Annotated in this window: 26 protein-coding genes; 4 read left to right on the forward strand and 22 right to left on the reverse strand. The window is 61.7% G+C overall.

Going from position 1 to position 26,084, the window contains the following annotated elements; all coding sequences use genetic code 11:
• Window positions 1–7: 7 nt before the first annotated feature.
• The 4 genes from BLR63_RS11000 to BLR63_RS11010 all read right to left on the reverse strand — a co-directional run bounded on the left by BLR63_RS11000 (window position 8) and on the right by BLR63_RS11010 (window position 5,815).
• The gene (locus BLR63_RS11000) at window positions 8–3,100 is read right to left on the reverse strand and encodes a hypothetical protein (RefSeq protein ID WP_331716421.1); all 3,093 of its coding nucleotides are present in this window, start codon (window positions 3,098–3,100) and stop codon (window positions 8–10) included.
• Window positions 3,025–3,480, reverse strand: coding sequence for a toxin VasX (locus BLR63_RS32190; protein WP_331716417.1), 456 nt, complete (start codon window positions 3,478–3,480; stop codon window positions 3,025–3,027). Before BLR63_RS32190 ends, BLR63_RS11000 begins: the two co-directional genes overlap by 76 nt.
• Before the next feature lie 508 nt (window positions 3,481–3,988).
• Entirely contained in the window at window positions 3,989–4,783 is a 795-nt protein-coding gene (locus BLR63_RS11005) for an SDR family NAD(P)-dependent oxidoreductase (RefSeq protein WP_010567273.1), read from the reverse strand.
• A 132-nt stretch (window positions 4,784–4,915) separates the two neighbouring features.
• Window positions 4,916–5,815 (reverse strand): LysR family transcriptional regulator, encoded by a 900-nt coding sequence (locus BLR63_RS11010; protein WP_042947543.1) that lies wholly within the window; start codon window positions 5,813–5,815, stop codon window positions 4,916–4,918.
• Window positions 5,816–5,924: 109 nt separating this feature from the next.
• Here BLR63_RS11010 and BLR63_RS11015 point away from each other — a divergent pair, with 109 nt between their 5' ends.
• The 3 genes from BLR63_RS11015 to BLR63_RS11025 are packed head-to-tail and all read left to right on the forward strand — an operon-like array spanning window position 5,925 to window position 8,068.
• Window positions 5,925–6,554: an NADPH-dependent F420 reductase gene (locus tag BLR63_RS11015; protein ID WP_010567275.1), complete on the forward strand. Its 630-nt coding sequence runs from the start codon at window positions 5,925–5,927 to the stop codon at window positions 6,552–6,554.
• A gap of 25 nt (window positions 6,555–6,579) precedes the next feature.
• Entirely contained in the window at window positions 6,580–7,404 is an 825-nt protein-coding gene (locus tag BLR63_RS11020) for a DODA-type extradiol aromatic ring-opening family dioxygenase (RefSeq protein WP_010567276.1), read from the forward strand.
• On the forward strand, window positions 7,397–8,068 hold the full coding sequence (locus tag BLR63_RS11025; protein ID WP_010567277.1) for an alpha/beta hydrolase: 672 nt from the start codon (window positions 7,397–7,399) through the stop codon (window positions 8,066–8,068). The genes BLR63_RS11020 and BLR63_RS11025 overlap by 8 nt, the downstream gene beginning before the upstream one ends.
• Window positions 8,069–8,097: 29 nt before the next feature.
• Here BLR63_RS11025 and BLR63_RS11030 read toward each other — a convergent pair whose 3' ends face one another.
• The 3 genes from BLR63_RS11030 to BLR63_RS11040 form a co-directional block, all read right to left on the reverse strand.
• Window positions 8,098–10,227: a TonB-dependent siderophore receptor gene (locus BLR63_RS11030; RefSeq protein ID WP_010567278.1), complete on the reverse strand. Its 2,130-nt coding sequence runs from the start codon at window positions 10,225–10,227 to the stop codon at window positions 8,098–8,100.
• A gap of 93 nt (window positions 10,228–10,320) precedes the next feature.
• Window positions 10,321–11,322, reverse strand: a complete 1,002-nt coding sequence (locus BLR63_RS11035) for an NAD(P)H-quinone oxidoreductase (RefSeq protein ID WP_010567279.1) — start codon at window positions 11,320–11,322, stop codon at window positions 10,321–10,323.
• Between the two features lie 62 nt (window positions 11,323–11,384).
• Window positions 11,385–12,821, reverse strand: a complete 1,437-nt coding sequence (locus tag BLR63_RS11040; RefSeq protein WP_010567280.1) for an NAD-dependent succinate-semialdehyde dehydrogenase — start codon at window positions 12,819–12,821, stop codon at window positions 11,385–11,387.
• A gap of 190 nt (window positions 12,822–13,011) precedes the next feature.
• On the opposite strand from BLR63_RS11040, the gene BLR63_RS11045 reads away from it, so the two are divergent.
• Complete coding sequence (locus BLR63_RS11045) at window positions 13,012–13,938, forward strand: LysR family transcriptional regulator (protein WP_042947546.1); 927 nt, start codon at window positions 13,012–13,014, stop codon at window positions 13,936–13,938.
• 174 nt (window positions 13,939–14,112) lie between these two features.
• Here BLR63_RS11045 and BLR63_RS11050 read toward each other — a convergent pair whose 3' ends face one another.
• The 15 genes from BLR63_RS11050 to BLR63_RS11120 form a co-directional block, all read right to left on the reverse strand.
• Window positions 14,113–14,379, reverse strand: coding sequence for a DUF2790 domain-containing protein (locus BLR63_RS11050; protein ID WP_010567282.1), 267 nt, complete (start codon window positions 14,377–14,379; stop codon window positions 14,113–14,115).
• 242 nt (window positions 14,380–14,621) lie between these two features.
• Window positions 14,622–14,930, reverse strand: a complete 309-nt coding sequence (locus tag BLR63_RS11055; protein WP_010567283.1) for a 2Fe-2S iron-sulfur cluster-binding protein — start codon at window positions 14,928–14,930, stop codon at window positions 14,622–14,624.
• A gap of 25 nt (window positions 14,931–14,955) precedes the next feature.
• The gene (locus tag BLR63_RS11060) at window positions 14,956–15,384 is read right to left on the reverse strand and encodes a tautomerase family protein (RefSeq protein WP_010567284.1); all 429 of its coding nucleotides are present in this window, start codon (window positions 15,382–15,384) and stop codon (window positions 14,956–14,958) included.
• A 61-nt stretch (window positions 15,385–15,445) separates the two neighbouring features.
• The gene (locus BLR63_RS11065) at window positions 15,446–16,201 is read right to left on the reverse strand and encodes an SDR family NAD(P)-dependent oxidoreductase (RefSeq protein ID WP_010567285.1); all 756 of its coding nucleotides are present in this window, start codon (window positions 16,199–16,201) and stop codon (window positions 15,446–15,448) included.
• A 53-nt stretch (window positions 16,202–16,254) separates the two neighbouring features.
• A complete protein-coding gene (dmpG, locus tag BLR63_RS11070; protein WP_010567286.1) occupies window positions 16,255–17,310 on the reverse strand; it encodes a 4-hydroxy-2-oxovalerate aldolase in 1,056 nt (351 codons plus the stop codon).
• On the reverse strand, window positions 17,310–18,224 hold the full coding sequence (locus BLR63_RS11075) for an acetaldehyde dehydrogenase (acetylating) (RefSeq protein WP_010567287.1): 915 nt from the start codon (window positions 18,222–18,224) through the stop codon (window positions 17,310–17,312). The genes dmpG and BLR63_RS11075 overlap by 1 nt, the downstream gene beginning before the upstream one ends.
• Window positions 18,221–18,433, reverse strand: a complete 213-nt coding sequence (locus tag BLR63_RS11080) for a tautomerase family protein (RefSeq protein ID WP_010567288.1) — start codon at window positions 18,431–18,433, stop codon at window positions 18,221–18,223. The genes BLR63_RS11075 and BLR63_RS11080 overlap by 4 nt, the downstream gene beginning before the upstream one ends.
• Window positions 18,434–18,456: 23 nt before the next feature.
• The gene (gene dmpH / locus BLR63_RS11085) at window positions 18,457–19,260 is read right to left on the reverse strand and encodes a 2-oxo-3-hexenedioate decarboxylase (protein ID WP_010567289.1); all 804 of its coding nucleotides are present in this window, start codon (window positions 19,258–19,260) and stop codon (window positions 18,457–18,459) included.
• Entirely contained in the window at window positions 19,257–20,054 is a 798-nt protein-coding gene (gene dmpE / locus BLR63_RS11090) for a 2-oxopent-4-enoate hydratase (RefSeq protein ID WP_010567290.1), read from the reverse strand. Before dmpE ends, dmpH begins: the two co-directional genes overlap by 4 nt.
• Window positions 20,055–20,063: 9 nt before the next feature.
• A complete protein-coding gene (locus BLR63_RS11095; RefSeq protein ID WP_010567291.1) occupies window positions 20,064–21,524 on the reverse strand; it encodes a 2-hydroxymuconic semialdehyde dehydrogenase in 1,461 nt (486 codons plus the stop codon).
• Between the two features lie 212 nt (window positions 21,525–21,736).
• A complete protein-coding gene (locus BLR63_RS11100; RefSeq protein ID WP_010567292.1) occupies window positions 21,737–22,798 on the reverse strand; it encodes an NADH:ubiquinone reductase (Na(+)-transporting) subunit F in 1,062 nt (353 codons plus the stop codon).
• Window positions 22,799–22,809: 11 nt separating this feature from the next.
• Window positions 22,810–23,166: a phenol hydroxylase subunit P4 gene (locus tag BLR63_RS11105; protein ID WP_010567293.1), complete on the reverse strand. Its 357-nt coding sequence runs from the start codon at window positions 23,164–23,166 to the stop codon at window positions 22,810–22,812.
• 74 nt (window positions 23,167–23,240) lie between these two features.
• Complete coding sequence (locus BLR63_RS11110; protein WP_010567294.1) at window positions 23,241–24,761, reverse strand: YHS domain-containing protein; 1,521 nt, start codon at window positions 24,759–24,761, stop codon at window positions 23,241–23,243.
• 15 nt (window positions 24,762–24,776) lie between these two features.
• Window positions 24,777–25,046 carry an MmoB/DmpM family protein gene (locus BLR63_RS11115; RefSeq protein WP_010567295.1) on the reverse strand — a complete coding sequence of 90 codons (270 nt, stop codon included), beginning with the start codon at window positions 25,044–25,046 and terminating at the stop codon, window positions 24,777–24,779.
• A gap of 9 nt (window positions 25,047–25,055) precedes the next feature.
• Window positions 25,056–26,048, reverse strand: coding sequence for an aromatic/alkene monooxygenase hydroxylase subunit beta (locus BLR63_RS11120; RefSeq protein WP_010567296.1), 993 nt, complete (start codon window positions 26,046–26,048; stop codon window positions 25,056–25,058).
• Between the last annotated feature and the right edge of the window lie 36 nt (window positions 26,049–26,084).

Genomic DNA, 26,084 nt, shown 5'->3' on the forward strand with positions numbered 1-26,084 from the left:
GCAGGGCTCATTTATTTAACCAATTTGGGATATTTAGTTTTAATGGCTGTGTTGCTTTTTGGCTAAGCACGATGCCATCTTCTTCTTTTAGTTCACCACTAAAGGCAGTGTTAAGCCGGTCTGCTTCACTTGTGGACCATCCAAGCGCCATCCGAAATATATAACCGCGGCCATCCCCTCGTTGAAGCACCCCAGGCGGATACTTGATCTCGAGTTCAAGGATGGGATCGTCTATAGGTGTGCCAATCCACACTTGCCAAAGTCGATGTTGTTCGGTTTCGGTATAAGTGAAGTCGGCCGGATTGGGTTTGCCGCCAGGGCCGTTGGGCAGTTGTCCAAGCTGTGTTGGATCAACCCAATTGCCATTGAGAAATTGTTCGTAAAAACCAATGGGCATGGCTCGCAGCCTATTCTCGGAACGCAAAAACGTGGTCTCGATCATGGCTGGTTGCAAGGTCACTTCTTCGCCCGCCACCGCAATAGGCAACTGGATCTGGACCCAGAACCCCAGCCATTTTCTCGGCGTACTACCGCCACCGTGATACAAGGCTCTTGCCAAAACGCTGGGGCGTTGCAGGGTTTCCAGTAAGGCGTACGTCTGTTTTTTATGCCCCTCGTCGCCCAGCCATTTAGGTTCTGCTCCGCGTCCCCAATTGCAGCGGTATAACCATAGGCGCAGCCCTTCGCGTTTGTAGCGGTTGGCCTCCATGGAGATCAGCAAATAGGCAATTCCGAGAACTGCCACGATGATAACCACGGGGGTGGACATCACCCAGGAGAAGCTGAACAAAGTGCCCAGGACTGCACCGGCGAGTTGGCCTGTAGCAATAAAAGACATTCCGAACACCACACCGAACTTCGCCCAAAGTAATGTGTTTTCTTCTTCACTGGTGGCCGAGCTGGCATCCTCGGAAATCTGCCAAGCCTCCAACCCCGCAGCAATCGCCCCAAAAGCCGCCCAAGTCACGGTCCGTAAAATCAATCCTTTCGAGGCTGCTGCAAACTCATTTGCAACCGTTGCTTTAACGCTCCCCGCCGAGGCTGCTTTTGCCTCGCTTAGCCATTCGGAGTATCCGGCCTTTGCCAGCTTCAGTGTTTTAGTACCTACTTGCGCCGTCATCCCCCCCGCCCGACTCCAAGCCGGCCCCACCCACAACGCCGCAATCGCGTTCGCCGTATACGCCGCATTCGCGCCCATCACCCGCCATTCTTGTGCCGTAAACCGCCCGTCGTTCGCGGCGTTGTTCGCGCTTTCGAACAGGTTCCACAGGTTCAAGCCCACCAGTAAAACCGGCAGGGCGTTGCCCAGGTTCTGGTTTATCCAGGCGTGGGTGCGGACGCTGTAGGCGTGGGTTCCGGCTACTTTCAGTTGGGCTTTCACTTCCGATGGCCCCAGGTCGGCGAGCCATGTGTTGATTGTCCACGGGTCGATACCCAGGCGTGTGCTGCCGGAGGCTTTGGCGGTGATTTGATTGGGGCGGTCCAGCCAGAGGATTTTCAGTTGCGCTTCGTGGTTTTGCAGGGCGTGGCGCGCGGTGCGGTGGTTGTGGGCGTGGCCGGGACGGCTGAGGATTTGGCGGGCGATGTCGATTTTGTCGTGCAAGGCTTTCACTTCTCGCAGCCATGCCTGGAAGTCGCGCTGGTAGGTGGGGTTGAAGGTCAGTTGGGTCGAGCTGGCGATTTCGGTGGAGAACAATACCTGGGTGGCGGCGAGGGTCAGTGCCAGGTGCTGTTTCATCGCCGGTAACAACGCGCTGCTCAGTCTGTGCCAGGCATAGCGGGCGTGGTCGTTGGCGACGTCGATCAGGGTGTTCATGGTGGCTTTGGCGACGCTGCTCATGGCCTGATAGACCGCGCTGTGCTTGACCGTCTCGAGGTCGAACACGGCTTTGATTTCGGTGCTGCGGGTGACGAGGCTGGTGGCGTCGCCTGCGGAGGTGGGCGACAGGGCTGGGGAAGTGCCATCGCCCTCGCGGCCCAGGGCGTCGAGGCTGCCGGTGGTGCTGAAGTTGTGGGTCACTTGCCTGATCAACGCGGCGATTTCCGGGTTGAAGTTGAACAGTGCCAGGCCAAACAGGCGGGTCGGTGTGTTGGCTTGCTCGCACAACCACTGTTGCCCGGCCTTGGCGTTACCCAGTGCGGTGTAGAGGGCGTGGGCCGTTTCCATCAGCAGGCTGGCTTGACCGGCCTCGCACGGGTCGTGGTAGACGGCTTCGGCGTGGGGGGCCAGTTGATCGAGCCAGGTGATCAGGTCGGCTTCACTGCGTTGGATATGTTGCTGCAACTGCAAGGCTTCGCGGGTGGTCTGGCTCAGGTACTGCTGCACTTCATCGAACCGCACATCCTCGCGCCACAAACGTCTGGCGTACCATTCATCGAGCGCGGTGCGCCAGGCCGTTCGCTCGGGCAGTGTTCCCCATCGGGCAATGAAACGTTGGTGGGCAGCACTCATGATCGAGGCGCCCGCCCACTCGGCCAGGTTGGATTCAAAGCCCGGGGCATGGTCCTTGCCGCGCTGTACTTGATCATGGGCGTCCAGCAGCATGTACAGGTCGTCGGTGTAGGCCTGGCGTTGAAGGGGGTCAGTGATGGCCTTTGGAATCAATGCTTTGACGTCGAGGCCGCATAAGTTCTGCACGGCAAAGGCGCTTTGCAGGGTGTGTTGGTGCAGGGCCTCGAACTGGCTTTGCTCCATGAGCCGGCCGATCAGGTTCATGTTCAGGTCGTCGACCAGCGCCAAGGGGTCGTCCAGCGCGACGAACAGGGCGGTGTCCTGCGCCGGAACCCGGCCGCGCACCAGGGCGGCCTCGAAGGCCGGCTTGAACGGCGCGTCGGCGCTGGTGGGCTGGGTGGGTAACAGCGTGCTGGTGAAGGTCGGGGCCGTTTCGCCCCAAGCCAGGATGTCCGCCACGCTGTCGCCCAGTTCGGTGATGGGCGCGCCGTGGTCGATGTGGGCCTGGGTGCAGTAGGCCGGCAGGTCGACCTTGCGCATCCATTGGGTCTGCTGGGTTTCGTGGCTGCGTATCAGCTCGCACAGGCGCAGGGTCCATTGCACGGGGGAATAGGCGATATGCAGTTGGCTGTCGCGGGGGTAGAGCAGGTAAGGACGGGCCGCTCCCGGATGGTCGGGGTCGTCGTTGTCGGGCCAGGTGTGAGGGATGAACATCTCCCCTGGACCTCATACTCATGCAGGATTTTGGCGCTGCTGTCCCACACATACACCCAACCGTCGCGCAGTTGGCGCAGGGTGTAACTGCGGCTTTTCAAGGGCGGCAAGGTACTGCCGGACCAGTTGGCGGGCAGCGGATGAGGGCCTTGGGCGCTGCCTTTTTCCGGTGACTCATCCAGGGCATATCGCACCGGGAAAATCGCCACTTCCTTTTGCATCAACGGGCACTGGCCACGGGTCATGGAGACGTTCTGGAATTCCTGGTTGCGGTAGGCCTGTCTGAGTTGGGCGGGGGTTGCGGGTGGACTCATCACACTTCCTCGTTGATCTCGATGGCCATAGATGGTTAGGCGGCATAAATGACGTTGCCCGATGGGCGAGTTCATCAAACCTTTATCAAGTGCCGTGCCAACTTAATAAATAGCCATATGGATCAACTGCTTATAAGGAGTTGTATGAAGTTTCCTTCAGCTTTATCCAGGAAAAGTTGTAATAAGTGTGCAACTTCTTGCGCAGTGGCTGGCAACTTCTTGCGCACTTAGTTGCAGCCGTTTGTATATAAGACCTGTAGCGATCTATCCACAGGGTTATTCACATTTAAGTGTGCAAGAAGTTGCCAGCCACTAAGGATGCTCTGAAGTAGCCGTGTATTTCTGGCTGACTTCAACACCGCCCATTTTGAAAGCGGTCAATCGATCAAAAAACGATCAGACCACCCGCTCCGAACGGGTTTGTGCTCTCGATGACCGTGACGGGGGATCATAGCTATCCCCCATCCCCTAAACGGCTTACGGCGTTCCCGGCTGGGCGCGTATCGCCTCAGACAATATCGTCGACAACCCCACCATCGACCCTGAGCGCCGCGCCGGTGGTGGCGGAGGCCTGGGTCGAGCACACGTAGACGATCATATTGGCCACTTCTTCCACGCTGGACGCGCGCTGGATGATGGAGCTGGGACGCTGTTCGAGGACGAAATCACGCATCACGGCTTCGAGGGATTTGCCGGTGCGTTCGACTTCGCCCTTCATCATCTCGGCCACGCCATCGGAGAGGGTCGGCCCCGGCAGCACGCTGTTGACGGTCACACCGCTGCCCGCCACGCGTTTGGCCAGGCCACGGGCCAGGGCCAATTGTGCGGTCTTGGAGACGCCGTAGTGGATCATGTCGGCCGGAATGTTGCGGGCCGATTCGGACGCGACAAACACCACCCGTCCCCAGCCGCGCTCGACCATGGCCGGCAACAGCGCACGACTCAGGCGCACGCCGGACATGACGTTGGTTTGCCAGTGAGCGTTCCAGACGTCATCACCGGCCGCGAAGAAATCCTGGGGCTGATAGATGCCGGCGTTGTTCACCAGGATGTCGATAGCACTGAGCCCGGCCAGCAGGGTTTCCACCCCTTGCGCAGTGCTCAAGTCTGCGGCGACACCGCTGATGGCGGCACCGGGGACCTCGGCGAGCAAACGCGCAATCGCATCGTTCACCGAGCGCTCGCTGCGGCCATTGACCACCACCGCCGCGCCCGCTTGCGCCAGCCCTTTTGCCACCGCAAAACCAATGCCTCCGGTGGAGGCGGTCACCAGTGCGCGCTTGGTCTTCAGTTCAATATTCATCATCGCTCCTTCAAGCATGAACGGGCCTATGGACCCTCGACGACTGCAGGGGTGGATCAAGCATAGACAAACGTTGATGACGACGGATGATCTGGAACAGCTGGATTTTCGAACAAAACACGCCCAACAGCGCTATCGCTCCCACTGGGGATGGCTGAAGCGCTCGGCCAGAAAATGGATCAATGCCCGCACCTTGCTCGCCAGGTGTTTACGCGAGGGATAGACCACGTAGATCCCCAGCTCAATGGAGCGGTACGCCGGCAGGATTTCCACCAGAGCGCCGCTGCGCAAATCCTCGGCAACCATAAAGCTCGGTTGCAGGGCGATACCGGCGCCGCTGAGGGCAATGCTGCGGCAGGTGTCGCCATTGTTGCAGCGTGCGCTGGAGCGCGTGCGCACCGTCTCGCTGCCGTCAGGCCCGTCGAATTGCCACTCGTTGCCCATGGCGAAGTGGGTGTAGGCGATCACGCCGTGGTCAGCCAGATCGGCCAAGGTGCGGATCGGCGGATGGCGGGCCAGGTAGTCGGGGGAGGCAAACAGGCACATCCGCGTCGATGCCAGCCGCCGTCCCACCAGGGACGAGTTTTCCATGCGCGCAATGCGCACCGCCGCGTCGAAGCCCTCTTCCACCAGGTCCACCAGGCGGTCGTTCAAACTGATGTCCAGCTCGACCTGGGGATAGGCCTGCATGAACTCGCCCCACAGCGGCGCCAGGTGCAGCACGCCAAAGCTGACCGGCGCATTCACCCGCAACACGCCGCTGGGCTCAGGCGCGGTGGCCGACACGGCTTCTTCCGCCTGCGCCATCAAGGCCAGCACTTCCCGCGCCTGATGGTAGAACTGGCGCCCCTCCTCCGTGAGTGCAAGCCTGCGGGTGGTGCGGTGCAGGAGCCGCGCGCCCAAGCGTTCCTCAAGCGCACTCACATAGCGCGAAATGGCCGCCTTGGACATCCCCAGGGGTTCGGCCGCGCCCACGAAGGTGCCTTTATCGACCACGGTGCAGAACACCTGCATCTCCAGCGCTCTATCCATCACTGTCTCAATTAGTGGAACTATTCATCGCATATGGCCTTATTTATCTCAAATAAACAACCTATAGACTGAACCCATCGAAACGCACATCACCGCACACGAGGTCGATATGAACATCACACTAGTGGGTACCGGCAACATGGGTTCGGCGTTTGCAAAACAACTGTCGGCCGCCGGGCATACCGTGCGGATCACCGGGCGTGACATCGGCAAGGCCACCGCCCTGGCCGCGCAGTTCGCAAACGTCAGCGCCTACCCGGCAGCCGAGGCGTTGGGTGACAGCGACGTCGTCGTGGTTGCCACTGCCTATGAGGACGCGGTCAAGGCCCTGCAAAGCCTGGGCGACCTGTCGGGCAAAGTGCTGATCGACATCACCAACCCGCTGAGCGCTGATTACATGTCGCTGACTATCGGGCATGTCACCAGCGCCAGCGAGGAAATCGCCAGGGCGTTGCCCCAGGCCCAGGTGGTGAAGGCGTTCAACACCCTGTTCGCCCAAGTGCTGGCCGACGGTCCGACCTTTGCCCATGACCAGACCGGCAGCGTGTTTGTCGCCAGCGACAGCGAACGCGCCAAGCAGACGGCCATCGCCCTCGCCCACAGCCTGGGCTGGAACACGGTGGACGCCGGCGCACTGGTGAATGCCCGCTACCTGGAACCATTGGCCGGGTTCAACATTTACCTTGGCTATGGCGCGGGCCTGGGTACGTCGATCGCGCCGGTCTGGCTGAGCAAGTAACCCACGAACCGAGGAGTCCCGCACCATGCACACGTCGTTCCCGGTGTTGTTTGTGTCCCATGGTGCTCCGCTGTTTGCCATCGAGCCCGGCCAGGCAGGTCCACGCCTGGCTGCGCTGGGTCGCGAACTGCCACGCCCGGATGCCATCGTCATCGTCTCTGCGCACTGGATGACTCGTGGCGAAGTCTGCGTGACATCGAGCGCCGCCCCGCCAACCCTGCACGACTTCGGTGGGTTTCCCGAAGCGCTGTACCGCTTGCAATACCCGGCGCCCGGCGCACCGGCGTTGGCGGCGCAGATCGTCGAAAAGCTGCAAGGCGCCGGCTGGGCATCGCGCCTGGACGCCCGTCGCGGCCTGGACCATGGCGCCTGGGTGCCGTTGTTGTACCTGGCACCGGACGCCGACATCCCGGTGGTCCAGGTGTCGATGCCCGCCGACCTCGACACCCGCCAGGCCTTGGCGCTGGGCCAGGCGCTCAAGCCGCTGCGAGCGATGAATGTGCTGATCGTTGCGTCCGGCAACCTGACCCATAACCTGTACGAGTTCCGCAGTGCATCCAGCCACGACGCCGACTACATCGAGGCGTTCGCGGCCTGGACTGCCGAAACCCTGCAGGCGCGCAGCACCGCGTTGCTGCTGGACTACAAACAGCACGCCCCATCCGCCGAACGGGCGCACCCGACGGACGAGCACTTCCTGCCGCTGCTCATCGCCCTCGGCGCGGCCGGCGAACATTACGACACCCGCGTGCTGGAAGGCGGCGTGAGTTACGGCGTGCTGTCGATGGACAGTTACCTGTTCTCGTCCGCCTCCCCTCAACCCCATCAAGGCGTTATCGACCATGCGTAATCAGCGTTTTTCCGATGTTATCCGCGAGCCCCACACCGGCCTGTTTTTCCGCAAGGGCGGCAACACAGTAGCGCCCAAGGGGCGCCTGATTCTGCTGCACGGCGTGGGTTCCAACGAAGCGAACCTGGCGCCCCTGGCCGATGCCTTGCCCGAAGCGCTGGAAGTGCTCCTGCTACGCGGCCCACTGCAGATCGGCCCCCAGGGGTTCGCCTGGTATCAGGTGAATTTCACCAGTGCCGGCCCGTCGTTCAACCAGGAACAGGCCGAAGCCAGCCGCCAACTGCTGAGCCGCTTCATCGATGCTCTGCCCGCGATGCCAACCGTGATCGCCGGCTTCAGCCAGGGCGGCATCATGAGCGCCAGCGTGGGCTTGACCGAGCCTGAACAAGTCGCCGGGTTTGCCCTGTTGAGCGGGCGCATGTTGCGCGAACTCGAGCCGCATATCGCGTCCGCCGAGCGACTCAATTCCGTGCGCGCGTTCATCGCCCATGGTCATCAGGACAACGTTCTGCCCATCGCCTGGGCACACGAGGCGGATGCCTGGCTGACGCGCCTGGGCGTCGATCACGAAACGCACTTCTACCCCATGGGCCACGAAATCGTCGCGCAGGAACTGGCGGATTTCTCGCAATGGCTGACCGACACTTTGCCGCTGCGCCCTTAACCGCCGGCGCGTTCAGCCGGCGGGGCAAATCAGAACGTCACACTCGCCGTCAATCGCGCGGTACGCGGTTCGCCTTCGTTGACCTGCAGTTGCCCGCTACCGGTATTGGACGGGTAGTAGTGCTTGTCGAACAGGTTGTCGACGTTGAGCTGCAGCCGGGTCTTGTAGTCCGACACCGGCAAGTCCCAGCGCAGAAACGCATCGGCCACGGTGTAGCTGTCCATCCAGAAGCTGTTTTCATTGTCGCCAGCGCGCTTGCCGACATAGCGCCCGCCGCCGCCGACATGCCATTGCCCGCTCGCTTCGGGGAATACCGTAAGGTGATGGCTCACATACAGGCTGGCGGTGTGCATCGGCGCGTTGTTGAGGCGGTTGCCCTCGTTCTTGGGGTCGTCGAGAATTTCGGTGTGGGTGTAGGCGTACGTGCCGATCACGTCCCAATTCGGCGCCAGGCGCCCGGTGACATCCAGCTCGATGCCACGCGAGCCGACCTTGCCCGCCGCTTCGGACGAGGTGTTGCCATTGGCCAGGGTGGTGGTGGTCACCACGTTCTTTTTGACGATATCGAACACGGCCAGGTTGACGTTGAGCGCGTCCGACGGCGCAAACTTGGCCCCCACTTCACGGCTGACGCCCTCTTCCGGATCGAAGGTATTGCCTTGGTCATCGGTGTCGGTATTGGGCACGAAGGAGCGGCTGTAGTTGGCGTACAGCGACCAGGCCTCGGTGGGTTGGTACACCACGCCAGCGAAGGGGATGAACTGATCGCCATTGCTGTCGCGCAATAACGTGTTGGCAAAACCCTGGGTGGCGTACTGGTCGTAATGCTGCTGGCGCCCGCCGAACACCAGAATCCACTGGTCATTGAGGTGCCAATTGTCCTTGAGGTACAGCGAGGTCGAGGTCAGCTGGTTTTTTGCATTGCTTTGCGTGGCGCTGACGGTACTGGGTTCGGCGAGGTTGCCATAGACCGGGTTGTTGATGTCGAGGTTGCCCGCGGCCGTGCTGGTATTGCGGTAGGTCTTGCCGCGATAGCGATCCTGCGCTTCGTTGTCGACGCCGACCAGCAGTTCGTGGCGCTGGCCGAAGAGCATCTGGTCACCGATGAAATCGAGGGCGGTGTAGCGGGTTTCATAGTCGTAATGGCCGCCGTTGGCCTGGCGCCGCAGGGTTCCGGCGGCAAGGTTGCTGCCCGCCGCTGCCGGCTGGGCAATCGCCAGGCTGTAGCGATCGTTGTTCCAGCCATAGACCAGGCGGGTCTTCCAGCTGTCGCTCAACTGGTACTCGAATTTCGCCGTGGCGGTTTCGCTGATGCCGACGGTTTTGGCCCAGCGTTCGTCGAGACGGTCCTTGTAGCTGATATTCGCGGGTTTACCGTTCACGAACACCGTGCCGCGGTCGAACGGGCTCGAGTAGTCGTTGTTCACATACGCCAGGCTTACGCTCGCGCGCTCGCCGGTCCAGCTCAGCGACGGAGCGACCAGGGTGTGTTCATCGGTGCCGTAGTTGCGCCAGTAGTCTTCGTGGCTGCGCTCGGCGATCAGCCGATAGGCAAACCCGGTGTCGCCCACCCCACCGGTGGTATCCACGCCGGTGGTGCCACCGCCTTCACTGAAGGCCGAACCGGTGATCGTGGTCTGGCGGGTAAATTGCGGCTGCTTGCTGATGACGTTGATCATGCCGCCCGGGTCCATCGCCCCGTAAAGCAGGGACGCCGGCCCTTTGAGCACCTCCACATGATCGGTGGTGGCGTTGAGGTTGTGGCCGACCACCGAGCGAATCCCGTCGCGCAGGGTCGAGCCATCGTCATTGGTCCCGAAGCCGCGCTTGATGAAGGCATCCTTGGTATTGCCCAAGGTATTGGCTTGCGAGACGCCACTGACGAATTTCATCGCATCGTCCAATGAGCGCACTTGGAAGTCGTCCAGGGTTTGCTGGGTGACCACGTTGACGCTCTGGGCTTCGTCCTTGATGAGGGTCTCGGTCTTGCTGACGCTGCTGGCCGTGGCCTGGGTGTAGCTGCCCGCCTCCTGCGTCTGCTCCTGGCCTTGGATAACGCTGGTGGGAAGCTCCAACGACGCTGAATCGGCGAATGCCAGACACGGAAAAGTGGTGCACAGCGCAACGGCGATGCGCGCACGGGATTTGGAAGGTTTCAAGTGGAGGCCCCAGGACACATATTTGGTAATGCTAATTATTATCAATCATGTGCCTGGGACGCCAGCTTTAAATGCGCCTGCTGCGTTGAAGACTTAAAGCAAGTCCTCAGGCTGCATCGTCAGGATGATTTTCCCCACGTTTTCGGACGACTCCATCCGGCGATGGGCATCGGCCGCCCGTGACAGCGGGAACGCGCTGTCGACCACCGGTTCCAGGCTTGCAGCCCCCTCGAAACGATCAAGCCAGTGCTCGCGAAAGCGCCGGATCATGGCGTGCTTCTCCGATTGTGTGCGGGACTTCATCACCGTGCCGATGATTTGCAGATGGCGGTAAAGGATATGCTCCAGCGCTACGCTGACCTTGCCGCCTCCGCCCAGGATACCGACCTGAACCAGTCGGCCACCCTGCGCGAGCGCCGCGATATTGCGCGCAAAGTACGGCTCGCCAATGAAATCAATCACGACATCGACCCCACGCCCCTGGGTTCGGTCAGCAATGACGTCGGCAAAATCCTCGGTCTTGTAGTCAATCGCGACATCGGCGCCCAAATGCTCGACCCGTGCCAACTTGCTGCCATCGGTGGTCGCATACACCGTGGCCCCGGTGGCGTAGGCCAGTTGGACGGCAGCCGAGCCCACCCCGCCTGCAGCGGCATGGATCAATACCGAATCGCCGGACGTGAGCCGAGCCAAATGCAACAGGGCTTCATGAGCTGTGACGAAGACCTCGGGAATAGCCGCCGCGCGCACATAATCCAACGACGCGGGGATGTGCATGGCCATGCGATAGTCAATGCGCGCCAGCTCGGCATAGGCACCACCGCCCACTACCCCCATGACTCGATCGCCCACCTCGAAGCCTTCGACGGCCGCGCCTTTTGCAATCACTTGCCCGGCGATTTCCAGCCCGATGATCGGCGAGTCGCCAAAATCGGGATGACCGTAGCCACCCTTTCGATGGGTCAGGTCCGCACGGTTCACGCCAGCGGCATAGACGCGTACCAGTAAGTCGGCGGGACGCACTTCAGGATCGGCAGCCTCCGCCAGTTCAAGGACGTCTGGCGCGCCGAATGCGCTGAGTTTAATGGCTTTCATGGTCAGTTCTTCTCCGATTCGGTCAACAGGGCATTGGCGAAAGCCAACGCGATGACGGCGCCTCAAATTTGGCTGATGAATTTGTGGGTGAGGTAATGCTCGATACCTTCGATGCCACCTTCCGAGCCGTGGCCGCTTTCCTTGATGCCGCCGAAGGGCAGTTCCGTGGCGACGATGCGGTATTGGTTGATGCCGATCATCCCGGCCTCCAAGCCGTCAGCCACCTCCATCGCCGTTCGCGCGCTGGAGGTGAATGCGTAGGCCGAAAGCCCGTAGGGCAGACGATTGGCCTCCTTCAACCCATCCGCCATGTGATCGAACGGCATCAACACGGCGATCGGCCCGAAGGGTTCTTCCTGCATGACGCGGGCGTTCATCGGCACATCCACCAACACGGTGGGCTCGAAAAAATAGCCGCTGCATGCCAGGCGCTTGCCACCGGCCAGCACCCGCGCACCTTTGGCCACGGCATCCGCCACCAAGGCTTGCATCTTGGCCAGTTGCCTTGGGTTGGCGAGCGGCCCAACCTGGGTGCCAGGCGTCAGGCCATCGCCGATGTTCAGCGCGAGGGTGGCCGTCACAAAGCGCTCGACAAACCGTTCATAGACGCCACGCTGAATCAGAAACCGCGTGGACGAAATGCAGACCTGCCCCGTCCCGCGAAACCGGTTCGCAACCCCTTCGATAGCGGCCTTTTCGATGTCGGCGTCGTCGAACACCAACACCGGCCCGTGCCCGCCCAATTCCAGGGTAATCGGCTTGACCCCTTCGGCAGCGCGGGCCGACAGCAACCGACCGATAGGCACCGAACCGGTGAAGGTCACCTTGCGGATGATCGGTGAAGCGATCAACTGGCTGGAGACTTGATCCGGCACGCCGAAGACCACTTGCAACACGCCTTTGGGCAACCCGGCATCGTCGAGGGCCCGAGCCAGGGCCAGCGCGGTGGCCGGGCTTTCTTCGCCGGGCTTGAGGATGACACTGCACCCTGCGGCCAGGGCTGCCGAAAGCTTGCGGGCGGGGGTAATGGCCGGGAAATTCCACGGCGTGAATGCAGCGACCGGGCCGATGGCCTGGCGTTTCACCAGTTGCAGCACACCGGGACGGTTGGCCGGAACGACACGCCCGTCGATACGGCGCGCGCTTTCGGCAAACCACTCGAAGTACTCGGCCGCACGGGTGACTTCATCCAGGCTTTCCCCCAGCGGCTTGCCTTCTTCCAGGGTCATTTGTTCGGCGATGCGCGGGGCGCGTTCCAGGATAAGGTCGGCGGCGCGCTTGAGAATTTTCGCGCGCTGGTCGGGGACGGTCTGGCGCCATTGTTCAAAGCTCACCTGAGCCACCTCGAGCGCGTGATCGAGGTCGTCTGCGCTAGCGAGTGGAACACGGCCTATCTCGCAGGCGGTGGCGGGGTTAACGACAGCGGCGGTTGCGCGCCCTTCGGCGCTGATCCAATCACCACCGATAAAAAGATAAAGCGGATCGTAAGCAACGTTCATGGACTTGGCCTTCAATGGGTTGTCGGATAACGTCAGGCGCCTGAATGGCGTGTTCAGGCCGCCTGTGCAACCCAGTCTATGGAAGGTCAACCGATTGATTTAGTCGGCCAAGAGGGAATCAATGTTGTACCCAGCGGTAATATCGAGCAGCGGGCAGAACGGCTGAAACCAGGTCAACAGGAAGGTCAGGATGGATAAGCTTTCGAATATGTCGGTGTACATAAAGGTTGTGGAGATGGGCAGTTTCACGGCGGTGGCGAATCATCTGGAGTCAACCGTCGGTAACGTATCGCGGGCTGTTTCCGCGCTAGAAAACATGCTCGACACCCGCCTGATACAGCGCTCGACCCGCCGTCTCTCGATCACTGACGCCGGCCGCCGCTTTTACGAGCGCTGCACCAAAATCCTCGCGGACCTCGAGCATGCCGAAGCCGAAGCGAGTAACGCAGCGTTGACCCCCAGGGGGACGTTGCGGGTGCATTGTGTGCCGGGGCTCGCGCGGCATCTGGTCACCGGTGCCGTGCTGGAGTACCGCGAGGAGTTCCCGGAAGTGACCGTGGACTTGATGCTGTCCCAGCGCATGCCCAACCTGTTGGAAGACCAACTGGACGTGTCGATTCTGATTGCCCGAACGCTGCCGGATTCAGCGTATGTCAGCCAAAAGATCGGCATCAGCCATTGTGTGCTGGTGGCGTCGCCAGAATACCTGCAACGACACGCCGCCCCTCTAACACCAGAAGACCTCAACGATCATCAGTGCTTGCTATTGGGCACCGTCGATTATGTGCGGGATGAGTGGCAATTGAAGAGCAAGACCGGGGATGCCACGTTTACCCCCAAGGGCCCGAGTTTCAGCGTCAACGATATGGACGCCATGGCGGTCGCCGTCAGGGCGGGAGCAGGCATAGGTTTGCTGGCCGGTTTTTCAGCCATCGAGGATTTGCGTTCAGGCAGGCTCGTGCGCGTATTGCCCGAGTTTCATACTTACGAGCGCAATGTTTACGCGGTCTATACATCCCGTCAGTTCATCGATGCAAAAATCACTCGCTTCATCGACACGTTAAAAACCCGGGTCGGTGCTCAGTTGACGATGACAGCTCAGGAACTGATTGCCTGAAGCAAGCACATTAAGTTCGGCGGGGAGGCAACTAACGCGACGGACTCAATGAGCCTTGAATGATGCCAGGCCTGAAGCGCTTGGCAGAAGTGAAACCAACTTCACACGTGTTCTATCTCTCTTCGCGCCTCAGTGTAACCACCCTGAGGCGCAATCATTTCAAGGGTTGATCAATCAACCGTTGCTGCAACCGTTGCCCATTGCTTCGTATGCCAGGATATGACGTTTGCCCTGGGAGTCTTCATAAGTCATGCGCATCGGTACTACAGCGCACACATCGGCGGCCTCGGATTGAGAGATCACTTTGGCAATATCAAGATGTGTGGAGTAAGTGTATTGCTCAACTTGCACTTGTTGATCGTCAACCGCAGCCGCGCCTTCTTGGGCCATGACCAAACCGCTAAAACCAAACAGTGCGAAGAGTGCTACTGAAACTTTCATGAGGCTTTCCTTTAATTAAGTTTCGATGATTTAAATCAGAAACTTTATCGATGAAATGCACAGAACGATCAGTCGCTGTAAACCAAACAAGTTGTCTGCCGACGATTACAAGTGACTGCGGGCTTAAAGCCTTTTGCTGTGCTGGCAGGAAGAACTTTATGCCTGCGCCCCCAAGAGAAACAGCCATGAATCTGATAAAGACTGTTATGCATTCAGACAACAATCGCGCTGGCCCTCTCGCGTTAAAGCGGCCTGCAAACGCTCTTTTTCATCTTGCCGGTGACCTCTACCGACAAGTCGCTGCCGGGTAAAACCCGGCAGGCCAGCACGATGCCATCGGCCAGCTCGGCCGCACTGACATGGGCGCGGCTCATCACCTTGGCGACATACTCGCCGCTCAGAATGCGCACTTTGCACACCCCGCAACCGCCGCCCCGACAGCCGAGCGGTATGCCCCGCCGCCCCAATCGCGCCATGCCCTCCAACACCGATTCACGCTCATCGCAGGGATACTGCTCGCCGGTGTCTTCAATCACGATCTGGTATTTCATCGCACACACCCCCACACGCCGATGCTCACGGGGCGTCCTGCGCTTGCTCTGCACGCTCGAGGATTTCCTGTTGGCGCAACTGCGCGGCATCATGCCCGCCGATGCACCAATCCTGCGGATCGACACGGATGCAGCGACCGCGGATCAGGCCCTGCTCGACCGCGAGGGTCGCGCTGAGCAGGTCGGTGAAGCCGCGCATCAACGCCTGGCGTTCATCCAGCGGGCGGCCTTCGAGGACGAAGAACTCAAAGAACGGTGCATGCCGCCCGCTGACTTCGACCACTTCACCGGCCACCGCACACTCGGTCGCCGCATGCAGCGTGATAAAGGCCCTGACCCGTTCGACGGGTGAATGCAGCACCAGGCTGTAAAGCTGTGAGGCGTCCTTGAGCAAGCAGGCTTTTTGCTCGGCGCTGCAATGGCCGTCCACCAGATGAAAGTTCACGACAGGCATAGGGGCGATCTCGCTGAATTATTGTTGGTTTTATGCGCTGGCAGCTCGATGCGCAGCTCGCTCAAGGCAGGCCGCGACGCCGCCCGGAATCAAGCATCAGGCTGGAGCCGGTCATCGCATCGGCCTCGGGCGCCAGCAACAGGCTCACGGCCCAGGCCACTTGGGCTGGCGTGGTCAAGGCGCCGAGGGACGACTCTGCGCACATCTCGCCCAGCACCGCCTCGGCACTGATACCGCGCTGCCGGGCCCGGTCTGCGGCCACCCGGTGCAAGCGCTCGGTGTCTGCCGGTCCTGGGGCGATCAGATGCGCGGTTATACCGCGTTCACCATAGGCCAGGCTCAGTTGGCGCACGGCGTTCATCAGCGCCGCATTGGCCACCCCGGCAGCGGCGGCATAGGCCGTGGGTTCAAAGCCGTAGTGACCGCCGATGGCCACCAACCGCGAGCCTTTCACCAGATGCCCATCCACCGCGCGCACCAGGCGCAACAGCCCGCCGACCTTGATATTCACCGCATCCACCAACGCAGCGGTGGGTGCATCAAGAATACCGCCGACAACCGCCACGCCAGGCCCGTGCACAATCATGCGCACCGGCCGCTCCAGCACGGCGCGCAGGCTCGCCACCGCGCTGTCGCTGGCGATGTCGGCGACGCAGGCAATCAGCCCTGGATGGCGATCGACCAGTTCGTCGAGGGCGTCGGCACTGCGCGCCACCGCGACCACATCCAGGTCACTGGCGCTTAACCGCGCCACAATCTGCCGGCCAAACGCGCCCGTCGCCCCGACCACCACGGCCAGTTCTTTTTGCGTACTCATGTTCAAACTCTCGCATTCAGTCAGGGGCCCGCAGCGCACGCCCCTGCGGGCCATCAGGTCGGCAACGGAACGCCACGTTCTTTCGCCATGGTGAGGGCGGTGTCCTGGATCATGTCTTCCTGGCCGCCGATCATTTTCTTGCGCCCCAGCTCCACCAGGATGTCCCGCGCCGGCACGCCGAACTGCAGGGCCGCACGTTTGGCGTGCAGCAGGAAGGTGGAGTAGACGCCGGTATAGCCCAGGGTCAGCGACTCGCGGTCGACCCGCACGATGTGCTCCATCATCGGCACGATGATGTCCTCGGCCACGTCCATCAGCTTGAACAGGTCGGTACCGGTTTCGATCCCCATGCGCTCGCACACGGCCGCGAACACCTCCAGCGGAGTATTGCCCGCCCCGGCGCCGAGCCCCGCGACCGAACCGTCGATACGGCTGGCGCCGGCCTCGATGGCGGCAATCGAGTTGGCCACGCCCATGCCCAGGTTATGGTGGCCGTGGAAGCCGATCTCGGTGTGCGGATCAAGCACCTCGCGCAGCGCGCCGATCCGCGCCTTCACGTCTTCGGGCAGCATGTAGCCGGCCGAGTCGGTGACGTACACCGTCTGCGCGCCGTAGGACTCCATCAGCTTGCCCTGGCGGGCGATGCCGGCCGCATCGTTGAGGTGCGCCATCATCAGGAACCCGGAGGTATCCATACCCAGTTTTCGCGCATAGGCGATGTGCTGCGGCGAGGTGTCCGCCTCGGTGCAGTGGGTGGCAACGTGCACGCTGCGCGCGCCGCAATCGTAGGCCGAGTGCAGCTCCTTCATGGTGCCCAGCCCCGGAATCAGCAACACGGACACCTTCGCCTGCTTCATCAGCGGGGCCACCGCGCTGATGTATTCCTCGTTGCTGTGGGGCGCGAAGCCATGTTGCAGCGAGTTGCCCCCCAGGCCACCGCCATGGGTGACTTGTATGTAAGGCACACCGGCGGCGTCCAGCGCGGTGGCGACCTTGACCATCTGCGCGACGCTGATCTGCTCGCGCTTGGCGTGCATGCCGTCGCGCAGGCACATGTCATGCAGGATCACTTTGCGGCCCTGCAGGCTCGTAGGGTTGGATGGGTTCATTACGCGACCTCCGGGGCTTTAAGGTGAAGCGTGCCGGCGAGTATTTCCTCGGCGAACATCTCGGCCGTGCGGGTGGCGGCCGCAGTCATGATGTCCAGGTTGCCGGCGTAGGTGGGCAGGTAGTCGCCCAGGCCCGCTACCTCCATGAAGACCGAGACTTTCTTGCCGTCGAAAATAGGACCGTTGACCAGGCGATAACCCGGCACGTATTTCGTCACTTCGCCGATCATTTGCAGGATCGACTCACGGATGCGCACACGGTCGGGCTCGTCATCGGTCAGGCAATAAATGGTGTTGCGCATCAGCATGGGCGGCTCGGCCGGGTTGATGATGGCCAACGCCTTGCCCTTGCGCGCGCCACCGATTTTCTCGATGGCACTCGAGGTGGTGTTGGTGAATTCATCGAGGTTGGCGCGGGTGCCCGGGCCGATCGACTTGGACGCCAGGCTGGCAACGATCTCGGCGTAGGCCACGCTCTGAATGCGCGAGACGGCATTGACGATGGGAATGGTGGCCTGCCCGGCGCAGGAGATCATGTTGACATTCATCTGCAGGGTCTTCGCGTGTTCGCGCAGGTTCACCGGCGGCACGCACAGCGGACCGATGGCCGCCGGGGTCAGGTCGATCATCAACACGCCCAGGGCATTGAGCTTGCGGCTGTTTTCCGCGTGCACATAGGCACTGGTGGCGTCGAACGCGATCTGAATGCCATCCTCCAACACGTGCGGGAGCAGGCCATCGACGCCTTCGTGGGTGGTTTTCAAGCCCAACTCGCGGGCCCGCAGCAGCCCTTCGGAGTTAGGGTCGATGCCCACCATCCAGACCGGTTCAAGCACCGGACTGCGCAGGATCTTGTAGATCAGATCGGTGCCGATGTTGCCGGAACCGATCAACGCACATTTGATCTTTTTCATTGGCCCTGCTCCCGCTGCTTGGCAGCGCGCTGCGCCATGTCCAGGCCGGCCACGTAAAACCCGTCGCGCGCGTGCTCGGTGATCAGGATCCGCACGGTTTCCGCCGGGCATTGCAGGCTCAGGCATACCGCTTCAGTGACCGCGACCGCCATACGGCTCTTTTGCTCGGCAGTGCGGCCCTCGGCCAAATGCATTTCAATAATGGGCATGACTGCCTCCAGGGTGCTTGTGGTTATTCAACGAAACGCATCGATACGCTGCCCAACTCTTGGAAGCGCGCGACTATGCTGTCGCCGGGCTTCACCGCGATGGCTTCGGTAATGCCGCCGCTCATCACGAAGCTGCCGGCAGGCAACGACTCGTCCATCTCGGCGAGGATATTCACCAACATGGCGATGGCTTCGGCCGGGTGCCCCATCACCGCCGCAGCGGCGCCCATGGTCACGATCTCGCCATTCTTTTCCATCACCACCCCCAGGGTCGGCAGGTCCAGATCCGCGACGTAGCGGCTACGCCCACCGCCCACGAAACGCGCCGAGGAACCGTTGTCGGCGATCACGCTGGCCAGGTCGAACTTGAACCCGGAAAACCGCGAGTCGATGATTTCCACCGCCGGGAGTACGTAGTCGGTGGCGGCCAACACATCGGCGGCGGTGCAACCGGGGCCGCGCAACTCGGCCTTCATGACAAAGGCGACTTCACACTCGACCCGTGGATGCACAAGGTCAGCGGTGCTGATCGCCGAGCTTTCGGGGCGGGCCATGCGGTCGGTGAGAAAGCCGATCGAGGGCACGCTGACGCCCATTTGCTGCATCTTCGCCTTGGAGGTCAGCCCGGCTTTCCAGCCGACTTGCCGGTGGCCCTGGGCGATATAGCGGCGACGCAGTTCGTTCTGCACCGCGTAGCCATCGGCGATGGTCATCTGCGGGTAGTCGTCGGTCAGTTTGGGGATGGCATAGGCTCGGGTCTGTGCGCCTTCGACCCGTTCGCACAGGCGCACGATGTCTTCGCGGGACAGCGTCAGTTCGCGGCTCATACGGCGCTCCTTCCAGAAAATTTCACCCGGCAACTGCCCAGGCCGCCGACCCGGCAGACCAACTCGTCGCCCTCCGCCACCGGCACCAGCGCCGACTGCGAGCCGGAGAGGATCACCTCCCCCGCTTTGAACGGAATGCCCAGTTCACCCAGCGTGTTGGCCAGCCAGGCCACGGCATTGGCGGGCGAGCCTTGCACGGCGGCGCCCACGCCGGTGGAGAACACCTCGCCGTTCTTCTCCAGCACCATGCCGGCCAGGGTGATATCCAACCGGCGCGGATCGCCCCGGGTGGTGCCCAGTACAAACACGCCACAGGAGGCGTTGTCCGCGACCGTGTCCTGGATCTTGATTTGCCAGTCGCGGATGCGCGAATCGACCACTTCGAAACACGGCACCACATAGTCCGTGGCGCGAATCACGTCCATGGCGGTGATGCCCGGTCCCTTGAGGTCATGCTTGAGGACAAAGGCCAGTTCTGCCTCGGCCTTGGGCTGGATCATCTGGCCCAGGTCGAGGGTGTCGCCGTCGGCAAACACCATGCCCGAGGTGAGCATGCCGAAATCCGGCTGGTACACGCCGAGAAAGTCCTGCACGGGCTTGCTGGTGGCGCCGATTTTCTTGCCGACGATGGTTTCCCCGGCGGCCAGGCGCCGGGCAATGAAGCGCTCCTGGATGCGGTAGGCATCCTCGATGCGGATCTGCGGTTCACGGCTGAGCAACGGCGCGATGACGCGGCGGGACACGAACGCCTGATACAGCTCGTCGCCGTACTGCTCGATGGTTTGCTGATTCATGGGGGAGCCTCAGAGTTTCACGCAGACGTTGCGGGTTTCGGTGTAGAACTCCAGCGAATGCACGCCGCCTTCACGGCCGATCCCGGACTGTTTGGAACCGCCAAACGGCGTACGCAAGTCGCGCAGGAACCAGCTGTTGATCCAGGTGATGCCCACGTCGATGCGGGCCGCCATGCGGTGCGCTCGCGCCAGGTCGCGGGTCCAGAGGGTGGTCGACAGGCCGTATTCGGTAGCGTTGGCCTTGGCGACCACCTCGTCTTCGCTATCGAAGGGCGAGATGTGGCAGCACGGGCCGAAAATTTCCTGTTGCACGACCGCTGCGCTCTCCGGCAGACCGGTCCAAATGGTCGGTTGTACCCAGGCGCCAGCCGCCAGGTCGGACGGCATCTGCGGCACGCCGCCGCCGGTCACCACGGTGGCGCCCTCCTCGACCGCCTTGCGGTAGTACGACAGGACTTTTTCCCGGTGTTCCTGGCTGATCAGCGGGCCGTAATTAGCGTGACGATCATCGGGGCGGCCGTACTTCACCGCCTCGGCCTTGGCCTTCAGCGCTTGCACGAAACGCGCGAAGATCGGCCGCTCGACATACACCCGCTCAGTGCCCAGGCACACCTGCCCGGTGTTGAGGAACACCGAACGGGAAAAGCTCTCCACCGCCGCGTCGAAATCGGCATCGGCGAAGACAATGCCGGCGTTCTTGCCGCCCAACTCGAACGACACATCACGCATGCCCTCGGCAGCGGCTTTCATGATCGCCGTGCCGGTACGCGTCTCGCCGGTAAAGGTAATGGCGTCGACCTGCGGATGCCGAGTGACGAACTCCCCGGCCGAATCCGGACCGAAGCCGTGCACCACGTTGTACACGCCCTTGGGGATGCCGACCGTGTTCATCACTTCGCCCAGCAGGGTGGCGGTTTGCGGCGATTCTTCCGATGGCTTGACCACCACGGTATTGCCGCAGGCCAGGGCCGGGCCGACCTTCCAGGTCATCAACATGAAGGGTGCGTTCCACGGGCAGACCACCCCGATCACGCCCTTGGGCCGGCGCAGCGTGTAGTTCAACGCGCCACGGCCGTCGGGGGTATCCATCGGGAACGCCTCGCTGGCGACGTTCTTGATCACGTCGGCGAACACTTTGAAGTTGGCCGCGCCGCGCGGGATGAACACATGCTTCATCACGTGCTCGGGCTGGCCGGTGTCGGACATCTCCGCTTCGACGAAGTCATCGAAGCGCCGGGTGATTTCGTTGGCCACGCCGTACAGCAGCTCGACGCGCTGCTCGGTGCCCAGGCGGCCCCATTCGCCCTGCAAGGCAGTGCGTGCGGCGCTGACGGCCGCGTCCACCTCGCCACGCCCGGCTTCGCTGACCGAGCAGATGACGCTGTTGTCCAGCGGGGAGTGTTTGTTGAACCGTACACCGCTGGCAGCGTCGGTAAACTCACCGGCAATGAAGTGCTTGATCTGGCGCATGAGAGCTCCGTAGTTATTGTTCGTATGACGACCGCCCGTACCTGCCACGGCCCGTCCGGCATGAGTCCCTGGGTGCGAGTCTAGAAAAGCCGGCAGATACCGACTAATACTTTATTTGGCCCCACTCGATACCCTTCAGGTATGGCAAAAACCGCTGGGCGGCCGGCCTCGTCCGCCCCTCTTGCATCCGTCGAGGGGGCGGGGTCGGTGGATCAAATCGCTTTGAACAGGGGGCTGCGAACCTGCTGGGCATCCGCCGCCGAGATGAACTTCTCGATGTAGATATCGCGCTCGAACAAGCGTCCCTGCATCAACGTGCTGATGCAGGCATCGATCATCAGCGGCGGGCCGCACAGGTAGGCCTTGTGCCCACGGAAGTCGTTGTCGAAGTGGGCCTTGGCGGCGTCATGCACGAAGCCACGAAAGCCTTGCCACGACGAGTCTTCAAGCTCATGGGACAGCGCCGGCACGTAGGTGAAGTTGGGGTGCTGCGCGGCCAGGGCGAGAAACTCGTCGTGGTAGTACAACTCGGCACGGTGGCGCTGCCCGTAGACCAGGGTGATCGGCAGCGCGAAACCGTCCGCCAGCAGATCGAGAATCATCGAACGCGGGCTCGACAACCCCGAGCCGCCGGCCATAAAGATCACCGGCAGGTGCGCCGACTTTTTCACGAAAAAACGCCCGTAGGGACCCGTGATGCCCACTCGCTCGCCGACCTGCAATTGCTCATGCACATACGCGGTGCCACGGCCGCCGGGCACGACGCGGATATTCAACTCAATGTCGCTGCCGGGCGCCGGTGCGTTGGCCACCGAAAAGGCCCGGCTGCCAATGCCGTCGGGTAACTGCAGGTTGATGTACTGGCCGGCCTGGAAGTGCATGCCTTCGGGCGCGTCGAGCTTGATCCACACACCTTTGATGGTCGGCGTGAGGGTTTCAATGCGGCTGACGGTGCCAGGAAAATCGCGCACCGGCAGGTTTTGCGCATCGTCGTCTTCGTCGATTTGCGCCTCGATGACCAAATCGCTTTCGGCGGTGGCGCAGCAGGCCAGGCATTTTTTCTCTTCGCGCTCGAAATCCATCAGGGCAAAGCTGGAGGCTTCGCCATGTTCGATTTCGCCATCGACCACCTGGATTTTGCAGGTGGCACACAGCCCGTGGCAGCAGGCATGCGGCAGGTAGATACCGGCGCGCAAGGCGGCGTCGAGAATGGTCTGGCCGGCTTCGATTGCGATGGTCTGGCCCAGCGGTTCGATCGTTAATTCATAGCTCATGACTGGCCCCCTCAGTGGGTCGCACACAGGGTGTTGAGACCGGGCGTCTTGAAGCGCAACTGGTCTTTGTGGCCGATGCCGTTGGCAACCAGGCTGGCGTCCAGGTCGGGCACCCAGGGTTGGTTGTCCTTGAGCCATTGCACGCTCTGCCAGTCGATCAGCGCGGCATCCGGGTCGGCCTGCAACAAGGGGACCAGGGCCGTGTCCAGCAACTGGGCAAAGGTGGTTTGCGGTTCCAGGCACAGCAGGAACGGCGCCGCGAACAGCAAGTGGTGATCCCAGCTGGCATACACCAACTGCTTGCCATTGAAGTTTTCGACGCGATCACGGGCAACGCCCACGTATTCTTTACGGGCGACTACAGGCATGGTGCTCTCCTTATTCTTGTCAGCGGGGCGTGGCCGCCGAATGTGTCGGCCACGCCCGTGGGGTGGTCACGCAGTTACTGGTTGGACGTCGCCATGCCACGCCACATTTCGAAGTTGCGACGGTCCTGGGAGTCGGCGAAGTCGCCGTTGTCCTGGCCGTCCTTGAGCGATACCCAGTCCATCCAGGCGCCCAGGTCGCCATTGGTGGGCGCCTGGAACAGCGCCGGCATCGGCAGCCAGGCCTGGATGTATTTCTCCGGTTCGTTGTTGAAGATGCCCATGCAGTGATCGGAGCAGAAGTGGTACTTGTCGCCCTTGTACTGCACCTGCCGATGGCAGATCAGGGTCGGGTCGTCCGGCTCGGTGAACACCGTGGGCAACTGGCAGCACTGGCACAATTTGGCCAGGCCGTAGTTCTTGAACGGCGTGCCGGCCGCCTCCATTTTCTTGATGTGCTCCCAGCGCGGGCGGTAGTACTTGTCGAAGGTGGTCGGGTACTTGGCGGACAGCCATTGCATGTCGTCATCCGACGGAATCCAGGCATGGAACGCGGTGCCGAAACTCCACTGGTACAGCCCCAGCATGAACTGATGGGACATGTGGTCGATGCTGGCCTCGGCATCGTCCCAGCTCTTGGGTGGACGGATACCGTAGCGCGCCAGATCCTTGAACAGCGCGCCGCCGTTCTCGGCGCCGTAGATCTCCCAGGCCTCGCGCCACGACATCACGCGCTTGGGCAGCATGTAATCCATCATGGTGCTGACCAGGCCCAGCACGCGGAAGCCGCGCCAGAACCACTTGTCGATCCAGCCCTGCACGATCGGCAGGTTGGCCGGGTCTTGCTCGAGCATGAACTTGATGCACTCCAGGCCGAGGGTCATGTGCCGCGCTTCGTCCGACTGCGCGGAGAAGCCAAAGGTGACCGTGGCCATATCGCCGTTATAGGCGGCGCCGGACATGAACGGCACAAACAGCAGGTTGGTGAGCACGTACTCGAACGAAAAGCCGATAGCGATCATGAACTCGAACGGGCCGGCGGACATCGCATCGTCAAAGAACGAACGGGCCACCGAGGTGTACCAGATACGGTCGCGCTGATCGGCAAAGGCATGGAAGCCGTTGTAGAACTTGTTGTAGTTGGACAAGGCGTGGATCTGCGTCTGCGCATGGCGCAGCTCGTCGATGGCCTGCATCTGGCAGGCCACTTGCGTACCGACGCCGCGAAACTCACGGCCCGCACGCGCAAAGCCTTTGTGCGCGGCATATTCGCCGGGGCTGATGGCCTGCAGGAAGATCTTCAGCGCCGACAGGTAGCGCGCATCGGTGATATTCAGGTGGCCGTTGTTCTGCGCGTGGGCGTCGATGATGGCGTAGAACTTGCGCTCCTTTTCGGCCTGGTATTTCCAGTAGGCGTCCATGGTCAGGCGGAACGGGTCTTCCCACTTGTTCCAGTCGTGGATCTTCAGGCCTTCATAGGCGATGTAGGGGAAAATCTCTTCCTCGGTGCGGTACGACGGCTCCCAGGCGAGGTCGCGCGTGAGCAGGCGGTATTTGTCTTTTGCATTGAGCTTTTTGTGAACGGTTTTCATGTCCATGCCAAATATCCTCGCTTAGTTGCCCCAGGTCAGGGTCAAGGCGTCTTCGTCTTCGTCGACATTGCCGGAGAGCGTGATCAGATTGACGTTCAGCTCCTGCATGTCGAAGCTGCGGCCCAGTTGCGCTTCGATGCTTTCGCGACGAATGACCAGGCGGCCCGGCGCGTTGATCTTGACCATGGCCGGCTCGCGGTTGACCACGGCTTCAGGGTTGTCCAGCTCGATCGCTTCGATGATCGGGCGGGTTTCTTCATTGGTTTGCAGTGCAATAAATACAGTCGACATAGCCGCTCCTCAGACCCCAACGCCGGTTTTATCCAGGCGTACCCGGAAGGCCGCCAGTTGCTCGCTCATCACTTCATCCGCGTTGCCGGCAAACTCCTGCTCGATCACCGGCAGCAGGGCCGCGGCGGCGCGGTCGCGCCACTTGATGGTCCAGGCCTGTAGCAGCGCGCGGTTATGTTCGGATTCGGCTGCCGCCACCTTCATCACCGCGTCCACCCACTTGCGGGTTTCCTCGAACCAGTCGCTCATGAACTGGGTGAGCATGGCCACCAGCGCTCCGCCGTCGGCGGCGAACTGGTCGTCGACGATGCCCTGGTACACCAGCGGGTAGAGCAAGCCGTCCAAGGCTACGTTCTGCGCGACAAACAGCTCGAACGGGTCGCGCACCACCAGGCAGTCCTCGGTGTAACGGCGCAGCCCTTGCCAGGCATCGCCCTCCATCCAGGCCGCCTTGCCGGCTTCCAGGGCGTCGGTTGACCCCAGCAGCAGGCCGATGCGCGACAGGTACTGGGCGATGCCGAGGTTATCCATCGCCTGGTACATGCACGGCTGGGTGAACACCGTTCCGTAGCCATAGCTGCAGACGAACGTGTTGTTGAGGTTGGCGCCCCAGGCGGCATGACGCAGCGGCACCAGCAGGTTGAGGACGCGTTGGCGCAGGGCGTCTGGCAACAGGTCCACCAGGCCGCGGGTTTCGACGAAGTTGAAGTTGGCTTCGGTGGTTTCCTGCTGCCGGGCGCGTGCCAGGGTGTAGGTGCTGTAGTAGAACTGGCGCGGGTCTTTCAATACGTACCAGTCGCTCATCACGATTTGGGTGACGCTGGCGTCGTACAGGGTTTGATCCGGGTCCCAGGTCGGCCGGTAATGCAGGTTTTCCACCGCTTGAATGTCGTAGCTGCCTTCCTGGTACCGCGAAGACGGTTTGTCGCCAAAACGACGGGCCAAATGGTCGAACGTCTGCCGCAAGGGCTGGATGCTGACCGTACGAAGATCGATGTGCATAGCTGACTCCCACCAACGCTTCACCGGGGGCGAAGC

It is taken from the genome of Pseudomonas extremaustralis (assembly GCF_900102035.1).
Taxonomy (GTDB): domain Bacteria; phylum Pseudomonadota; class Gammaproteobacteria; order Pseudomonadales; family Pseudomonadaceae; genus Aquipseudomonas; species Aquipseudomonas extremaustralis.

Excerpts from the sequence above, each read along its gene's own strand:
- BLR63_RS11065 (WP_010567285.1), bottom strand. The coding sequence starts at position 16,201 with ATGAGTACGCAAAAAGAACTGGCCGTGGTGGTCGGGGCGACGGGCGCG.
- BLR63_RS11025 (WP_010567277.1), top strand. The coding sequence starts at position 7,397 with ATGCGTAATCAGCGTTTTTCCGATGTTATCCGCGAGCCCCACACCGGC.
- dmpG (WP_010567286.1), bottom strand. The coding sequence starts at position 17,310 with ATGAACCCATCCAACCCTACGAGCCTGCAGGGCCGCAAAGTGATCCTG.
- BLR63_RS11035 (WP_010567279.1), bottom strand. The coding sequence starts at position 11,322 with ATGAAAGCCATTAAACTCAGCGCATTCGGCGCGCCAGACGTCCTTGAA.
- dmpE (WP_010567290.1), bottom strand. The coding sequence starts at position 20,054 with ATGAATCAGCAAACCATCGAGCAGTACGGCGACGAGCTGTATCAGGCG.
- BLR63_RS11105 (WP_010567293.1), bottom strand. The coding sequence starts at position 23,166 with ATGCCTGTAGTCGCCCGTAAAGAATACGTGGGCGTTGCCCGTGATCGC.
- BLR63_RS32190 (WP_331716417.1), bottom strand. The coding sequence starts at position 3,480 with ATGAGTCCACCCGCAACCCCCGCCCAACTCAGACAGGCCTACCGCAAC.
- BLR63_RS11015 (WP_010567275.1), top strand. The coding sequence starts at position 5,925 with ATGAACATCACACTAGTGGGTACCGGCAACATGGGTTCGGCGTTTGCA.
- BLR63_RS11060 (WP_010567284.1), bottom strand. The coding sequence starts at position 15,384 with ATGCCTGTCGTGAACTTTCATCTGGTGGACGGCCATTGCAGCGCCGAG.
- BLR63_RS11005 (WP_010567273.1), bottom strand. The coding sequence starts at position 4,783 with ATGAATATTGAACTGAAGACCAAGCGCGCACTGGTGACCGCCTCCACC.
- BLR63_RS11055 (WP_010567283.1), bottom strand. The coding sequence starts at position 14,930 with ATGAAATACCAGATCGTGATTGAAGACACCGGCGAGCAGTATCCCTGC.
- BLR63_RS11120 (WP_010567296.1), bottom strand. The coding sequence starts at position 26,048 with ATGCACATCGATCTTCGTACGGTCAGCATCCAGCCCTTGCGGCAGACG.
- BLR63_RS11095 (WP_010567291.1), bottom strand. The coding sequence starts at position 21,524 with ATGCGCCAGATCAAGCACTTCATTGCCGGTGAGTTTACCGACGCTGCC.
- BLR63_RS11115 (WP_010567295.1), bottom strand. The coding sequence starts at position 25,046 with ATGTCGACTGTATTTATTGCACTGCAAACCAATGAAGAAACCCGCCCG.
- BLR63_RS11080 (WP_010567288.1), bottom strand. The coding sequence starts at position 18,433 with ATGCCCATTATTGAAATGCATTTGGCCGAGGGCCGCACTGCCGAGCAA.
- BLR63_RS11100 (WP_010567292.1), bottom strand. The coding sequence starts at position 22,798 with ATGAGCTATGAATTAACGATCGAACCGCTGGGCCAGACCATCGCAATC.
- dmpH (WP_010567289.1), bottom strand. The coding sequence starts at position 19,260 with ATGAGCCGCGAACTGACGCTGTCCCGCGAAGACATCGTGCGCCTGTGC.
- BLR63_RS11010 (WP_042947543.1), bottom strand. The coding sequence starts at position 5,815 with ATGGATAGAGCGCTGGAGATGCAGGTGTTCTGCACCGTGGTCGATAAA.
- BLR63_RS11110 (WP_010567294.1), bottom strand. The coding sequence starts at position 24,761 with ATGGACATGAAAACCGTTCACAAAAAGCTCAATGCAAAAGACAAATAC.
- BLR63_RS11020 (WP_010567276.1), top strand. The coding sequence starts at position 6,580 with ATGCACACGTCGTTCCCGGTGTTGTTTGTGTCCCATGGTGCTCCGCTG.
- BLR63_RS11050 (WP_010567282.1), bottom strand. The coding sequence starts at position 14,379 with ATGAAAGTTTCAGTAGCACTCTTCGCACTGTTTGGTTTTAGCGGTTTG.
- BLR63_RS11040 (WP_010567280.1), bottom strand. The coding sequence starts at position 12,821 with ATGAACGTTGCTTACGATCCGCTTTATCTTTTTATCGGTGGTGATTGG.
- BLR63_RS11045 (WP_042947546.1), top strand. The coding sequence starts at position 13,012 with ATGGATAAGCTTTCGAATATGTCGGTGTACATAAAGGTTGTGGAGATG.
- BLR63_RS11075 (WP_010567287.1), bottom strand. The coding sequence starts at position 18,224 with ATGAAAAAGATCAAATGTGCGTTGATCGGTTCCGGCAACATCGGCACC.